This is a genomic window from Nostoc sp. UIC 10890, assembly GCF_054786515.1.
Window position 1 is genome coordinate 4286019 of the sequence record NZ_JBSGKF010000001.1, and the last position, 16075, is coordinate 4302093.

Below are 16075 nucleotides of genomic sequence, written 5' to 3' on the forward strand. Positions count from 1 at the left end.
AGGACAAAAGACAAATGACTATTTATCTGGTTTCCATAGTTTCCACTCGGAAACGTTCAACGGAGGCGATTAAGTCACGGGATACACCTACTAAGTGTTGTAGGGCACCTGAAACTCGCTGTGCTTCCTGGGAAGTTTCTTGGGCGGTCAGTTCTACTGATTGCATTACATGAGCGACGGCGCGGGAGGTTTCCGTTTGTTCCACAGTGTCGGTAGTAATAGAGCGCACAAGAATATCGATGCGATTCGCCACTTGAATAATGTTTTCGAGCGATCGCTTGGCTTCTTCTGCCAATTTTGTCCCTTTAATTACTTGTTGTGTACCTTCTTCCATCGCGGTCATTACTGAGCCTGTTTCGCTTTGGATTTGCATCACAATTTGTTCAATTTCTTTCAGGGATTTAGCAGATTTATCTGCTAACTGGCGCACTTCATCTGCTACGATCGCAAACCCGCGTCCCGCTTCTCCTGCCCTTGCCGCCTCAATACTAGCGTTGAGTGCTAACAAGTTTGTTCTCGAAGCAATCTGGGAAATCAACGCCACAATTTTAGAAATTTCTTGGGAAGATTCCGCCAACCGCTTTACTTTGCGAGTGGTTTCGGCAACGGTTTCTCGAATTTCTAAAATCCCCGCCACGGTATTTTCTACTGCTTCGCCACCTTTGAGAGCGATCGTGCTAGCATCACGAGCAACGGTTTCGGCTTCCCGCGCCGCTTCTGCTACCCGCTGAATTGAGTCGGTCATTACCTGTACAGAATTCAGCGTTACTGCCAACTCTTCCGCTTGGCGCAAGGCATCACTAGATAATGCTCTAGCAAAGGTTTCAGAGTTGGTTGCACCTTTTGTTACATCCTTCGCTGCTACTTTTACCTGTTGCACAATATCCCGCAGGTTTTGAATTGTCAGGTTAAAAGCATCAGCTACAGCTCCTAATACGTCGGCTGTCACTTCAGCTTGGACTGTTAAATCACCTCTAGCAGCTCCTTCCACATCATCCAAGAGACGAATCACCTGGCGTTGGAGATTTTCTTTGGCTTCCTCTTGTTCATCGGCTTTCCGTTGGGCTTCACTTGTGGTTGTGAAAATTACCCGCGCCATTTCATTAAAGCCAGTGGATAAATGCCCCAATTCATCTTCGGAATACACTGTAGCTTGAGCATTCAGATTTCCTTGACGTACAGCCTCAAACTGAGCTTGGAGATCATTAGTTGTGCGCCGAATTTGTTTCAGCGCCAAATTCCCCATAAAGCCTGCGGTAGCAAAACCTGCAATCCCAGATGCGAGTGACATTGCCCAACCTGTGTTTCGTACTGTTTCTCGTTGTTGGGGTGGCGAAAATGTGGTGGCGACAAAGCTAACTGTAGCTACAACCAGCGCCGAGACAATGCCTACACTTCCAGCAATTAACCATTGTTTCTGTTCGATGGAGGCATTTTCTAATGGTGCTAACCATCCTTGCTCGATGCTGACGTTGGGTTCTAGTTTCGAGACATCTGTTTGGCTAAAGACTGGAACTCCTTCATGGGAACCAGTCATCGAAAATAGTTCTTCTTCGCGATCGGCTGTATTACTTGGAAAAGCCTCCGCGACTTGAGCGCGTCCAGTGTCACTATTTTCTGCTGGAGCAGAATGCATTGCTAGATCACCGAAGTTAGCATCTCCTTCAATCAGGTCAAACCCTGGAATGTTGCCTAAATCGTCAAATTCCTCAAAATCATCTAAAAACTCGATATTACTCTTAGAATTTTCTCCATTCAGTATAGTACTTGAGTCTTCATAAGAACTTAAACCCTCTGAGCCAAAAGCAGACTCAAATGCTTCCATATCAAAGTTTTCATCGTCATCAAAGCTATTTTGACTGATGAATTCGCCTGATTTCAACGGCTTTTCTTCTTGAGGTAGATTGCTACTAAAAGATGAAGAATTCTCAGATAAATCTGGCTGATAAGCTTCCTCTGCGGCAAAATCTTGTGGTTCCAACCAACTATGTGCTTCGGTTTCAAGCAAATTATCTTGACTGCCGTATTCCAACTTATTTTTTGTTGCCGAACCATTTCTTAGTTCTTCTTCAACAATTAGTAAAGTTTCGTCTCCAAAACTAGATTTTTTATATTCTAAATTTTCAATACTAAGTTCTGGGGACTTTGGCTCACTCAACAAATCAGGAAAATTATTCTCGCTATTACCAATTTCTGACTTAGAAGATGAAGAGTTATTATTGTTAATAGTTGAATTTTCTTGAAGAGAATTTATCCCATTATCTGAAAATTGACTATTTACTAATGATTCTTCCAGAATATCTCCTGACACATCTTCCTGCCAAAAAGCAGGTAACTCTAATTCTGTATTCTCCTCCCAGTTACTATTTGACTCTTGTTCCCGTGATTCGTCATTTAAATTTAAGGCAAAAGGATCGTCACCAAAAGCTGGAGAAGAATCTGAGATTTTGACCGTTCCAATGCTGTCTTCTGTGGGTAGGTCAAATGGACTTTTTGAAGATACTTCTTCAACGCCATCCACAGTTTCTTGATGCTCTCCAAAAAAGTTCAAATCAAGGTTATTGCTGTCAAACTCCTCACTAGCGCCCAAATCTTCTAATTCTGGTTCCCTATATGCCAGTGGATCAGACATCTCTGAGGAATTTATTTGCTCTTGACTTCCGGATGTATCAACCTGCCCACCGAATGACTGTAAATATTGATTGATATTTTCAATTCCATTCTTGGCAAAACCAATAATTTCTTGATCGTTAGTCAAGCCTAATACCTGTTGATATTCTTCTTTTGCTACATCGTACTGCTGTAAAACATAGTAGATGTGACCCCGCAACAAATGGGAGTTGGGGTCATCTGGTAAATTTTGCACCACTTGGTCAACTAAAGTGGCTGCAACCTCATAATTCCTTTGAACATAGGCGGTCATCGCCTGTTGATATGTTGGCTCGTAATTATCAATACTTGCTGCCATTTCCTCCTCCAATTTCATCCTGCCCACCTAGCACTCCGTACAATTGCCATTTGATCGAGCAGTCTTAGGCACTGGTTTTTTTTAGCACTTAATGACCACTCTCCACGTAAAAAAGGAGCCATAGTATCTGGAACATTAGTTGGTGGCATGAGATTTTGGACATCCAGCCAATCCATACCACCAATTTCCTCTACTGCTAAACCCACTATTGTGTCTTGCTCCTCAATGGCAATCACCGAAATTTCAGCTCTATCCGTGTTTAATGCACTTGCTTCCCCAAGAAATTGACCCAAATCGGCCACCCAAATAACTCGACCTCGTAAATTTAGAGTACCCAAAAGTAAAGGAGAAGCATTAGGAATCGGGGTGATTCTATCAGGACTTAGTTCAATTACCTCCCGGATGCCAGTTGCTTGTAGTGCAAACTCCTGATGCGAGGGAATGTAAAACCTCAAATGTAACTCACCTTCAGGACTTTCTACTTGTAATTCTGGTCGGAAGTGGTCTTGACCGCTGCCACTTAAAAAGTCCGGTTTGCTGACCATGTTGTTTTTATCCTTATCCTCGCAGCAGTTGTTTGACTGTTCCTACCAACTCGGTTGGTTGAAATGGTTTGGCTATGTAGGCATCTGCACCCTGTTTCATCCCCCAGTAGCGATCAAATTCTTCGCCTTTGGAAGAACACATAACCACTGGGACATTTTGGGTTTTTGGATCGGATTTTAACCGCCGACAAACTTCGTAGCCGTTCATCCGGGGCATGACAATATCCAATACCACTAAATCTGGAGGTGCTATTTGAATTGCCTCCAATGCTTCTAATCCGTCACTGGCATGGGTAACTGTTAGGCCAGTTGCTTTCAGGAGGTCTGTAATCATCTCCCTTTGCGCGATACTGTCTTCCACAATCAGAACTGTGCTCATAAGTGTCTATTTACCTCCTGATGTAGACGTTCCTATTTGGAACATTCCCTGATTCCTCCGCAAGTATTAACTGTATAAATTAATTCTATGTTTTCACTATTTTCCCGGTGATTGACGTTTCACGAAGTTGGCTGACTCTGTGATAACATCTTTTAACTCATCTTTTAGTAGATCAACAAATCTTCGATCTCTTTATATGTCCCATAGATGAGGAAGAAATAATCAATGCCCCATAACCAATGCCCTATTTTCCTTGCTTGTTGATATATTTATCCACGAGCATGAGTAACTCAGTATCTGTAAATGGTTTTGTTAAATAATCTGTAGCCCCGACCATCCTAGCTTTGACTCGATCGATAAACCCATCTTTCCCAGTAAGCATGATAATTGGTGTGAGCCGAAATACTGTTGAATGTCGCAGCATGGCGCAAACCTCGTACCCCTCCAATTCCGACATGGCAATGTCGCATAAAATTAAATCTGGTTTGAGTTGAAACACCAGACTAAGTGCCTCTAAAGGATTGGTGAGCGCGATCGCTTCATAACCTTGTGGTTCTAAGATGGAATTTATAGTCTCACCGATGGCGATCGCATCGTCAATACATACTATCCGCCCCTTTTGTTTTTCCTTCAATTCCCAGCTATCCGTGTGGATATCTGGTTTAACAGTGGCTGAATATACTAGTTGTAGCCAACCCTGTTGCACGTATGGATATATTGCCTTAGCGACTGTCAAAATGTCTCGGTTGAGATGGCGAGCCAGTTGTCGCAAGGATGTTTTACCATCAGCCCAATGTTGTAGCTTATTTACGGTTGCTTCTGGTAGGGAAGATTGTAGCTGAACTTTGTCAGATAGCACTGGCAATTGTTCTGGAGACTGAATATGTGGATAGAGTTGCTTCCACTCTTGCACCTGCTTCGTAATTTTTGTAACAAATGGAGCAATCTCAAAGGTGTTTAATTGCGGGGCAAGTGCCATACCCTGATGGAAAATAAAGTTACCTTGACGTAAACTCAGCAGGTCAAAGAGAGTTTCATGCACCAAGCCCTGAATGATACTACCAGCGATCTTTGGGTTGATAATATTCCGCTCCAAGAGTGCCCAAAGATAGGCATACTCTGGCGCGTCAGTTGGTGGTAGGGAGGCAATTTGTTTGTTGGTGAGTCGCGTCTCAACTCGGTAATGACGTAAATAATCGCTAATTCTGGATAAACTACTCTCGCCTTCTTGGCAATAGATAATTTGCCCATTTAGGAAAAAGACGAACCAAGACTGTTGTTTAGAGCGATAAATACTTGCTCCTTCTCCACCCAGTTTGTTGTTATGGTGAGAGCTATAAGCTTCCACCCATAGTTGCCCAGTTCGCTGTCCCAATTCAATCAATTGCAGGATACTGCAAATATCAATTTCATTTAAATTTCCCTGCATTTATCTAAAAATTACTCCTTAAGTATTGCTGAATTCGGAATTGTGAATTCTGACTTCTTGTTTCAGTATTGATTATGGAGTATTGAAAAGATTTTTACTCTGTTCTGATTGTCTTTAGGGAATACATTCAGCTAAGAACCTTCATCTTTCGTAATACACTTTGACAAAGCTAGTGTTAACACGGAAGTCATCATCACTGTCATCAGTACAAAATATAAAGGCGCGACTAGGTCGCTTCTATAAGTATCAAGACGTAATATCTCGCGTCTATAGTTTTGTCTGTCTTGTTCTCTTTAACTTCGGTTCAGTGAGACAAGTTAACAGAATTATTTAAGGTATATCCCAAAACACGAACTTGAAGTGCATCAATAAAGGACTAACGGTGTGCTGTATTTAGCAGAAGTACAAAAACAGAAAGGTGGTTTACTCAGTGGCGGTGCTAAAACCGAACTGAAACTGCTAGCTTGTCAGCGAACTGACCAGAATTGGAGTACTGTGTCGGAAGAAGTGATTGCCGCTGAGGACGCAAGCAAATTAAATGATGGTGCTTTGGTACTGGCTGAACTGAATCCGAATCGTCAAGTGCAGCGGATTCAAGAAGCAGGGCGGCCACTCGTCAACATTTTGCAGAATTTTTCCCGCCAGTTGGAGAAATTTAAGCTCAAGGAAGATGAGATTGATCAGTGGAAACAATCGTTAACGTTTCAGGCGCAAGAGTTGAATCGCCGTGAAATGGACATGGAGGTGCGCTCGGAACAGTTGCAACAATTGGAGGATGAAGTACAACAACTAGAGGAGCAAAAACAGGAAGTTGACACCTCGCGCCAGGAAATTGAACGGTTGCAAGCAGAAGTTGAGCGCAACCGCCAAGAGTTGGAAGGTGCTTGGGAGCATTTACGCGGTGAGCAGCGTCGCCTAGAGGAACGTCAAGCAGATTTTCAACCAGGGACGGTTTTGGATGAGGAGCAAAGTCGAGTAATGAGTGAGTTACTCGATCGCTTGTCTAGTCGTGTTGCTCCCACGGAAACAGTAAGAGAACACCTGCATCTGGCTTTTGAATTGGTCGAAAAGCAACAAGCTACTCTCACCCCGCACTGGCAAAAACTGGAGGAGAATAAAAGTGCGATCGCACAACAGCAAGAAGAAGTTGAGCGTTTATCACAAACTTTTAGCGATCGCCAAAATGCATTGCAAGAGGCACAAAATTCTCTAGTTCAGCAAACAGCCCAATTGCAAATAAATACAGCAGACCTTACCAGCAAGCAAGAGTATGCTCGGATAATTAAAGAGCAGTTACGAAGCGCCGAAGAGTTATATCAACAGATGCATTCTTTAGCTGCTACATCTGGTGATGTAGTTCTCGGCCAACAAGCTGATGTAGAATCTTTGGAGAAAATGCCTTTAGAAGAACTACAAAAGATAGTACAAGACTTGCAGCATAAGTTAGAAATAGACGCTAGCTTTGTTCACGATCAAGAACAAGAACTGATATATAAACAAGAAGCTATAGAAGAACTCCAAACTAAATTAAATAACGCATCTGACCATGATCACATCAATTTGGAACTAGAACTAACTGATGAAAAAGACCTTTATCAGATGCTAAACTCCAGCTTGGTAGGACAACGCCGCAATATGCTACAGCATCAGAAGTTTCTCAAGCAACACCAAGCTGTAATGCTGCGACGCCAAGGACATACTGTTACTGAAGAAGAAAGTAACAACAAAATTAATTTAGAACCAATTCTGTTACAAATTGAAACCCAGCGACAACAACATTCACAAGAAATTCAAAAGCTGGAACGTGAGATTGACCAGATTCGTTCTGGTGTTGAGCTAAATCAGGGAATGATTGACAATCAAACTCACGATCTAGATGAAAAGCGCCAAGAACTGAAAGCGATCGAGGAAAACTTGCTATCTCTACGAAGAACAACTGCTGAATGTTGTGGTCGAGTAAATCTTTATCAAGAAGCACTACAACCAATTCAGGATTCTCTAGATGGATTACGGCAAAAGCTGCAAGGAATTGGAGAATCTTTGGATCAATTCCAGGAAACTGGTGATTCTCAAGTCCAAGCGATCGCACAGTTGCGCCATATCCTCCAGGGTTTAATGCCTCAGCCCGAATTGTTAGCCTCTTAAGAAGTAGACATCTGGCGAAAATTAATTCTGCGTTGCTCGAAATCCTTGCTAGGGACAATTCATGAATTGTCCCTAATTCATTTTCACCAGATGTCTAGTTTCCTTCGAGTCTCAATACGGTTCGGTTAAGGCAAAAGACGCGATTTATCGCGTCTTTGTGATAAATTATCGAATCTTTGTGATCTAAAATTTTCATCAAAAAGCCTTAACCGAACCGTATTGCTTCGAGTCTCATCGCAACTCGCCCAGCAGTTTAGGGACTTCCAACTAAAAAAATATCCCATCGCTTTAGCGAGCATTTCCGCCTGTTGTCCATCATCAGCTAAAAACGCGCTGATATCGCTATCTTGAAATGTACGTAGTAGTAACTGTGGTGTTTCCAGTCTGATTGGAACTTGAGACATGATTTAGCAGGAATTACGAGTCTACAAAGGCGATCGCTAATTAAACTGATCAAAAGTGATACCAATTTGACATGAAGACGCACCAAACGAAAATTCACTTTTAATCTGTGCTGCAAGCTTGCTTTTAAATTTTGTCTGCTTCCCTCCATAACTAGCAACTTAAGTTAGATTTAAATTTTGAAATACCTTTTGGGGTTTTATTTAAAAATTGGAAATTTTGCATTGCTTATGAAACGGCGACCATACATGCTTATAGGATTTTTTCTCAGCCTTCTCCTAACTATCGTGCCAATACCTGGCAATTTTACCAATGCTGCAATACCAACAGCAGTAGCACCTGTATCCTCATTCACCCAAGGGGTACAAAAAACGGTATTGGACAACGGTTTAACAGTATTAACTAAGGAAGTCCATACTGCTCCAGTGGTAAGTGTGCAAGTTTGGTATAAAGTTGGTTCACGCAACGAGGTTAAGGGAGAGAATGGCATTTCTCACCAGCTAGAACATTTGATGTTCAAAGGGACAAATGACCGTCCAGTACAGTTTGGACGGTTGTTTAGTGCCTTGGGTAGCCAGTTCAATGCTTTTACTAGTTATGACGAAACAGCTTACTTTGGCACTGTGCAGCGAGACAAACTGGAAGCACTGCTGACGCTGGAAGCCGATCGCATGGAAAACTCCTTAATTGGGACTGAGCAACTGACAAGTGAAAAGCGGGTGGTGATTTCCGAGTTACAAGGGTACGAAAATTCACCAGACTATCGTCTGAATCGGGCAGTGATGCGAGATGCTTTCCCCAGCAGAGCCTATGGTTTACCTGTGGGAGGGACAAAAGCAGATGTAGAAAAATTCACGGTGGAGCAGGTGCGGAATTATTACCAAACCTACTACAGCCCAGAAAATGCCACGTTGGTGATTACCGGAGATTTTGCCACAGAACCCGTACTCGAAGTTGTGAAAGAAACTTTTGGTAAGTTATCGCAACGATCAGAAAAGCAGAGGTCTAATGAGGCAGTTGATAATGCAACCAGAGTACTTGATCGTTTCTTAGCATCTTCTTCCCTCGCCGACGCTTCCCCATCTAGTCCTGTTGCTAAAAAAGCAACCATTGTCCTTAAGCAACCTGGAAGTGCAGCACTATTGCAAGCGGTGTATCCTCTGCCAGATATCAAACATCCTGATGTCCCGGCAATTGATGTGATGGATGCCATTCTCACAGGTGGACGTAGTTCTCGGCTTTATCAGGCTTTGGTGGAATCTGGGCTTGCCAGTTCAGTAAGTGGCGGTGCTGTCGAACTTATTGAACCGGGTTGGTATGAAATTAATGCTACGGCGGCTCCAGGTCAAGAGTTAGGGAAAATTGCCCAGGTACTCCAGGAATCTTTAGCAAAATTGCAACAGCAACCAGTCACCTCAGAAGAGTTGAACCGAGCGAAGACGCAAATGCAAGCCTCGTATATTTTGGGGAACCAAGACATCACTAGTCAAGCCAGTCAACTGGGGTATAACCAAACGATCGCGGGAGATTATCATTTTATTGAAAAGTATCTCGCAGCGATCGCAAAAGTCACTCCTGCTCAAGTGCAGCAAGCAGCGAAAACTTACCTCAATCCGACTAAACAAACCATCGGCTTCTTTGAGCCAACTCAACCAGATGGTCAACCAGGGGCTTCCGGTACTGATTCTGGTCGCACGGTGGAAAATTTCAGCCCCGGTAAGCCTGTAGATCCAGCAGAATTGGCGAAATATCTGCCACCTGCCACATCAGCGACAGATTCAACCAAACAATCACTACCAGAGGAGTTTACCTTAAATAATGGTTTGAAGGTTTTGCTCTTGCGCGATCGCAATCTTCCCACTATTAACCTAAGCGCACAAATTGACGCTGGTACTGAATTTGACGGCAATCAAAAAGCTGGATTAGCAAATCTGACTGCAAACAACTTAATGAATGGGACGCAGACTAAAAATGCTCTCACCCTAGCTAAAACCTTGGAAGACAAGGGAGCCGGTTTGAACTTTAGTGCTAGCCGCGAGGGAGTTAACGTCAGCGGTGAGGGACTTTCAGCAAATCTGCCGATATTGATTCAAACTCTGGCAGATGTGTTAGAAAATGCCACTTTTCCAGCCGACCAGTTAGAACTGAGTCGCCAGCGGGCATTGACAAGTCTGAAAGTCCAGCTAGATGATCCTAGAGGATTGGGACGGCAAGTATTCCAGCAGGCAATTTACCCCGAAAATCATCCATTCCACAGCTTTCCTACAGCCGAGAGTTTAAAGAGCATTACTCGTGATGATTTGCTGAGTTTTTACCAGACACACTACCGACCGGATACCACAACGATCGCAATAGTTGGAGACTTTGATTCAGTTAAGCTAAAAGCTTTGCTGAATCAGGTGTTTGGTAAATGGCAGGCCACAGGTAAGCCACCTGTTCTCAAAATACAGTCCGTACCATTACCGCAAACTTTGACACGTTTAAACAAAGTAATTCCCGGTAAATCTGAGGCTGTTACCTACATTGGCTACAATGGCATTTCTCGGAAAGATCCACGTTATTATGCAGCACTGGTGCTAAATCAAATTTTGGGTGGTGATACCTTATCGAGCCGACTGGGTACGGAAGTACGCGATCGCCAGGGTTTGACTTACGGTATATACAGTGGTTTTGCCGCCGGCGTCAATCCTGGGCCCTTCTTGATTCAAATGCAAACTGCTCCTCTTGATGCCCAAAAAGCGATCGCCAGTACTCTCGCTTTACTCAAACAGTTGCGCGAACAAGGTGTGACTGAGGCTGAATTTAACACAGCAAAACGCTCAATTAGCAATAGCTACCCAGTGGATTTAGCCAATCCCAGTAATGTATCCAGCATCATTTTGGATAATGCTGTCTTGGGACTTTCGCGATCGGAAATCCGAGAATTTCCTCAGCGGATTCAAGCAGTAACTATGGCTGATATGCAAAAGGCAATTGAAGATTTAATTAAGCCAGAAAATCTGGTGATTGTCACCGCCGGGCCTGGAAATACAGTACCCAAGGGCAGTTAATTACCTCTGATACATAGCAATCCGCTTTGATTTTTGGACTTACTTGCGTAGGGAGGCAATAGGCAATAGGCAATAGGCAATAGGCAATAAAGCTTTTTGACTTGTATGGAGTTTTATTCACCTTCTGCCTCCTGCCTCCTGCCTACTTCAAATTGAATAAGACACTGGGAAGGACTTCGCATCCTTGGGCTTCACATACACTCGCTGTTGTGGTTCTAACTCTAAATCATTAAAGCGATCGCGTGTTAAATGGGCCATCACCACTTGCCCATCATCGAAAGTTAATTCCACTTGAATTTCCCAACCCAAATGGATCAATCGGCTCACTGTCGCAGCCGTAGTAGCACCGTTAGCAACTTTTTCAAAAATCACATCTTGCGGACGCAAAAACACTTGTGGGTGTGGTGCATCAAATCCGCTACTTTGAAAAATCTTCGAGGTGCTAGGTAATACGTTCACTGGGCCGATGAAGCTCATCACAAATGCAGTGGCAGGATTATCGTAAATTTCAGATGGTGTCCCCACCTGTTCTACACGCCCTTTATTCATCACCACAACCTCATCGGAGACTTCCATTGCTTCCTCTTGGTCGTGAGTGACGAAAACCGTGGTAACATGAACCTCATCATGGAGGCGACGTAACCATGCCCGTAAGTCTTTGCGGACTTTAGCATCAAGTGCGCCAAAGGGTTCATCTAACAGCAATACTTCCGGTTCTACTGCCAGTGCCCTTGCTAAAGCTACCCGTTGTCTTTGACCACCAGAAAGTTGTGATGGATAGCGATCGCCTAATCCAGTTAATTGCACCAATTCGAGTAATTGTTCTACCTTTCCCTTAATTTTCTTTGGCTGTGCTTTACGAATTTCTAAGCCAAAGGCAATATTTTGCTTGACAGTCAGATGCTTGAATAAGGCGTAGTGCTGAAATACAAATCCAATATTCCGCTGTTGCACGCTTTGGTATGTGGCGTCCTTACCAGTCAGCAGGATTTTGCCACTATCTGGCATTTCTAAACCTGAAATTAACCGTAGTAGCGTAGATTTACCTGATCCCGATGGCCCTAGCAACGCAACTAGCGAACCACTCTTAATTTCCAGGCTAACCTCATCAACTGCCTTGAAACTCCCGAATTGTTTGGAGACATTCTCAACTACTATGCCCACTGCTGCTATACCTCTGCAACTAAATCTACAGATCCTTGGTAGGATTACTGTGTCTTACATATACCATACATAATTATTTATAGATGAACAAGATTTAGGCTTTACTTTTCAGTTCGCATAAATGCCCCATGCCAACTTACCCAATACGGTTCGGTTAACGTTTTAATCTTGTTAAGATCCCCCCAACCCCAATTTTGAAGGGGGGCTAATAATCCTCTTTTACCCCCTTTTGAAGGGGGTCGCCGCAGGCGGGGGGATCTTAACCGAACCGTATTGCCAACTTAGAGCCTGTCAAGAAACAACTTTTACATGTTGTGGACTTATAAAAGTACTCGTCAGTTAGCAACTGCTTTGAAGCAACAAGGTTACCCAGTCAGTCATAAAGTTGTGTCTCAGTTGCTTCACGCCCAACACTACAGCCTCCAAGCAAATGTCAAAACCCGTGAAGGCAACCAGCATCCAGACAGAGATGCTCAGTTTCAGTATGTTAATGAGCAGACCAAAACCTTCTTAGCACAGGAATTACCTGTCGTTTCAATGGATGCCAAAAAGAAGGAATTAGTCGGAAATTTTAAAAATCCAGGTCAAGAATGGCAGCCCCAAAAGCAACCCATTGAAGTGAATGTTCATGATTTTCCTGACCCAGAGTTAGGTAAAGCTATCCCCTATGGAATCTATGATATTGGACAAAATAATGCCTGGGTATCAGTTGGACAAGATCATGATACTGCTAGTTTTGCTGTTACTACCTTACGACGTTGGTGGGAAACTATCGGTAGTGTAACTTATGCTAATGCTAAACAGTTGCTTATCAATGCTGATTGTGGTGGCAGCAATGGCTATCGTGTTCGATTATGGAAACTCGAACTGCAAAAATTTGCTACCCTTACAGGGTTAGATATCACTGTCTGTCATTTGCCTCCTGGAACTAGCAAGTGGAATAAGATTGAGCATCGGTTATTTTCACATATCAGCATGAATTGGCGAGGCTATCCGTTAACGAGTCACGAGGTCATTGTTCAGTTAATTAGTGCGACCAAAACAAAAACTGGATTAAATGTACAAGCACAACTATATACAGGGCTGTATCCGACAAAAGTGAAAGTCTCAGATGAAGAACTAGCAACTGTGCAAATTACGCCACATGAATTTCATGGCGAATGGAATTACACTATCTCACCAAACCTCAATATTCTCTGAGACTTGTAAAAGTTGTTTCTTGACAAGCTCTAAATACCCCTTAAGAAGGAGGACTTCAATTCCAGTTCCCCCGGGGGTTAGGGGGGATCATCTGCTGTATCTGCTCACACACACTATCAAAGTGATTTAAAACTTGATTATTTGTAAACCTAATAATCTTTAAACCATAGCCTTCCAAAATGTTTGTTCTCTCCAGATCATAATCTTGACCTTCATCTGTAAAATGGCTATCCCCATCAATTTCAATCACTGTTTGTAAAGTAGGACAGTAGAAATCAACTATGAAATGATTAATCGGTCGTTGTCTTAAAACCCGATATTGGAAATTTCTCAAATATTCATGCCACAGCTTTTTTTCTGCTGGGGTCATATTTTTACGAAGTTCTTTTTCTCTTTCTACAAGCTTTGGATTGTAAGGTAGATAGAGATTGCTGCTATTGAGTTTGTTTGTCATAGTTTCTGGTAGTTATGCCCCCTACCCAATACTGCGTGGGTTTTGGTGCATAGTCATTGGAGATCCCCCCTAACCCCCCTTAAAAAAGGGGGGAACCAGAATTAAAGTCCCCCTTTTTAAGGCAATAAATAGGGTTCAGTTAACGTTTTGATCCCCCCTAACCCCCCTTAAAAAAGGGGGGAACCAGAATTAAAGTCCCCCTTTTTAAGGGGGATTTAGGGGGATCTCAAAGTATTGGCTACATCACTAAAAGCTTTTAAAAAGCCTTTAAGAATCGACAGCAGCTTTCGCGGGTTTACTTTTAATAGCTTTAAACCGTTCGCCTAATTGTTCAACAATAGTTTTTAACCCTGGAGTTTTCTTAGCAGCTGTCTTGACGTAATCATAAACTGTCAAACTGCTACCCATTGCTTCGCTACCAACAGCCATTAAGGTATCATCTACTTGTTCTGTCAGTTGTCGCAGTCCAATCAAAACTTCGGTGAGGTTAGCGGCTAGTTGATAATCCCGCACAAATTCGTCTAAATCAAAGCTGGCTGGTAAAATGTCTCGGTTGGATTGGGCAGCAATCAGGCTATTGTTGACAAAAGCTAGTCTTTTATCGCCCATCTTAAATAAGTTGCGTCGTTCTTCTGCACTCAGGGTAACGAGAAAAGGCAAATTTCTTGGATATCTGCTGGGAAAAGGGAGGCGGTAATGTTTTGGTAAGCCATTGGATATTTACTGTGGTAAATCTGTTTGTTATGATTCCCACTGGTAAATGCGATCGCACAGTATTTAAGTAAGGGGGAGTAGGGAAATTAACCTCTCTGGTGTACACATAAGTCGAATTACCCCCCTTAATCCCCCCTTATAAAGGGGGGAAACAAGAAAATCTAGTTCCCTCCCCTTTATAAGGGGAGGGTTAGGGTGGGGTAAAACTTATGCTTCAAACTAAATGAGTTGTGATGATTCCCAGTGGTAAATGCAATCTATTCCCCATCTCGTTTTTCGTATCGAAACATTAAGGAATATTGCATTTGTGCAGGAACCTGGAGGAAAACCGCCAAATCACTAGAAAGACCGTGGTAGTATGCTCTCGGTAAATGTGAAGATTGGGAGAAAGACCTTTGACACTACGGGTTGCTGTTATTGGGTCAGGCCCTGCTGGTTCATCTGCCGCTGAAACACTGGCAGCCTCTGGGATTGAAACCTACCTGTTTGAGCGGAAGCTAGACAATGCAAAGCCTTGTGGGGGTGCAATTCCCCTATGTATGGTGAGTGAATTTGACTTACCACCAGAGATTATCGATCGCCGGGTACGGAAGATGAAAATGATTTCACCTTCCAATCGCGAGGTTGATATCAATCTGATAAATGAAGATGAATATATAGGAATGTGCCGCCGGGAAGTCCTGGATGGCTTTTTGCGCGATCGCGCGGCAAAAGTCGGCGCAAATTTAATTAATGCCACTGTTCATAAACTTGATATACCAGGAAACAATACTGATCCCTATACCATCCATTACATTGACCATACAGATGGTATATCACAGGGGATTGCCAAAACCCTGAAGGTGGATCTAATTATTGGGGCCGATGGGGCTAATTCTCGCGTTGCCAAAGAAATGGACGCTGGGGATTACAATTATGCGATCGCTTTCCAAGAGCGAATTCGCTTACCCGAAGACAAAATGGCCTACTATAACGACCTCGCCGAAATGTATGTCGGTGATGACGTTTCGACCGATTTCTACGCTTGGGTTTTCCCCAAATATGATCACGTAGCTGTCGGTACTGGCACGATGCACATCAATAAAGCCAGCATCAAACAGTTACAAGCTGGTATCCGCGCCCGTGCTTCCGAGAAGTTGGCAGGCGGTAAAATCATCAAAGTAGAAGCCCACCCCATTCCTGAACATCCCCGTCCCCGTCGTGTTGTTGGTCGCATCGCTTTGGTGGGAGATGCTGCTGGTTACGTTACTAAGTCCTCTGGCGAAGGTATTTATTTTGCCGCTAAATCTGGGCGGATGTGTGCCGAAACCATTGTCGAAACATCTAACAGTGGTAGCCGTATTCCTACAGAAGGCGACCTCAAGCTTTACCTGAAGCGTTGGGATAAGAGATACGGACTCACTTACAAGGTGTTGGACATTCTGCAAACCGTGTTCTATCGTTCCGATGCTACCCGTGAGGCGTTTGTGGAAATGTGTGATGACCTCGATGTGCAGCGGCTAACATTTGATAGCTATCTGTATAAAACGGTTGTCCCTGCTAATCCCATCACCCAACTGAAAATTACTGCCAAAACCATTGGTAGCCTAATTCGGGGTAATGCCCTTGCACCTTAATTGAGGGCA

Annotated in this window: 10 protein-coding genes and 2 pseudogenes; 4 read left to right on the top strand and 8 right to left on the bottom strand. The window is 43.3% G+C overall.

What is annotated here, in order from left to right; all coding sequences use genetic code 11:
* Positions 1-22: 22 nt before the first annotated feature.
* From ACWATR_RS17520 to ACWATR_RS17535, 4 genes are all read right to left on the bottom strand, one after another.
* A complete protein-coding gene (locus ACWATR_RS17520) occupies positions 23-2968 on the bottom strand; it encodes a methyl-accepting chemotaxis protein (protein ID WP_460334922.1) in 2946 nt (981 codons plus the stop codon).
* Positions 2969-2982: 14 nt separating this feature from the next.
* A complete protein-coding gene (locus tag ACWATR_RS17525; protein ID WP_069073697.1) occupies positions 2983-3513 on the bottom strand; it encodes a chemotaxis protein CheW in 531 nt (176 codons plus the stop codon).
* A 13-nt stretch (positions 3514-3526) separates the two neighbouring features.
* Positions 3527-3892: a response regulator transcription factor gene (locus ACWATR_RS17530; protein WP_069073698.1), complete on the bottom strand. Its 366-nt coding sequence runs from the start codon at positions 3890-3892 to the stop codon at positions 3527-3529.
* Positions 3893-4136: 244 nt separating this feature from the next.
* The gene (locus ACWATR_RS17535; RefSeq protein ID WP_460334926.1) at positions 4137-5321 is read right to left on the bottom strand and encodes a response regulator; all 1185 of its coding nucleotides are present in this window, start codon (positions 5319-5321) and stop codon (positions 4137-4139) included.
* Positions 5322-5705: 384 nt separating this feature from the next.
* On the opposite strand from ACWATR_RS17535, the gene hmpF reads away from it, so the two are divergent.
* Positions 5706-7466 (top strand): pilus motility taxis protein HmpF, encoded by a 1761-nt coding sequence (gene hmpF, locus ACWATR_RS17540; protein ID WP_460334928.1) that lies wholly within the window; start codon positions 5706-5708, stop codon positions 7464-7466.
* 125 nt (positions 7467-7591) lie between these two features.
* Here hmpF and ACWATR_RS17545 read toward each other — a convergent pair whose 3' ends face one another.
* Positions 7592-7870, bottom strand: a complete 279-nt coding sequence (locus tag ACWATR_RS17545; RefSeq protein WP_460334931.1) for a hypothetical protein — start codon at positions 7868-7870, stop codon at positions 7592-7594.
* Positions 7871-8098: 228 nt separating this feature from the next.
* Between ACWATR_RS17545 and ACWATR_RS17550 the strand changes: the two genes are divergently transcribed.
* Positions 8099-10918 carry a M16 family metallopeptidase gene (locus tag ACWATR_RS17550; RefSeq protein WP_460334933.1) on the top strand — a complete coding sequence of 940 codons (2820 nt, stop codon included), beginning with the start codon at positions 8099-8101 and terminating at the stop codon, positions 10916-10918.
* A gap of 147 nt (positions 10919-11065) precedes the next feature.
* Here ACWATR_RS17550 and ACWATR_RS17555 read toward each other — a convergent pair whose 3' ends face one another.
* Positions 11066-12082 (bottom strand): sulfate/molybdate ABC transporter ATP-binding protein, encoded by a 1017-nt coding sequence (locus tag ACWATR_RS17555; protein ID WP_069073702.1) that lies wholly within the window; start codon positions 12080-12082, stop codon positions 11066-11068.
* Between the two features lie 315 nt (positions 12083-12397).
* Here ACWATR_RS17555 and ACWATR_RS17560 point away from each other — a divergent pair.
* A pseudogene (locus tag ACWATR_RS17560) lies at positions 12398-13282 on the top strand (ISAzo13 family transposase); the annotation flags it as partial.
* A gap of 55 nt (positions 13283-13337) precedes the next feature.
* Here the strand turns inward: ACWATR_RS17560 and ACWATR_RS17565 are convergent.
* Entirely contained in the window at positions 13338-13736 is a 399-nt protein-coding gene (locus ACWATR_RS17565; RefSeq protein WP_460334937.1) for an endonuclease domain-containing protein, read from the bottom strand.
* A gap of 267 nt (positions 13737-14003) precedes the next feature.
* A pseudogene (locus ACWATR_RS17570) lies at positions 14004-14449 on the bottom strand (hypothetical protein).
* 396 nt (positions 14450-14845) lie between these two features.
* On the opposite strand from ACWATR_RS17570, the gene chlP reads away from it, so the two are divergent.
* Positions 14846-16066: a geranylgeranyl reductase gene (chlP, locus tag ACWATR_RS17575; protein ID WP_069074865.1), complete on the top strand. Its 1221-nt coding sequence runs from the start codon at positions 14846-14848 to the stop codon at positions 16064-16066.
* Positions 16067-16075 lie beyond the last annotated feature (9 nt).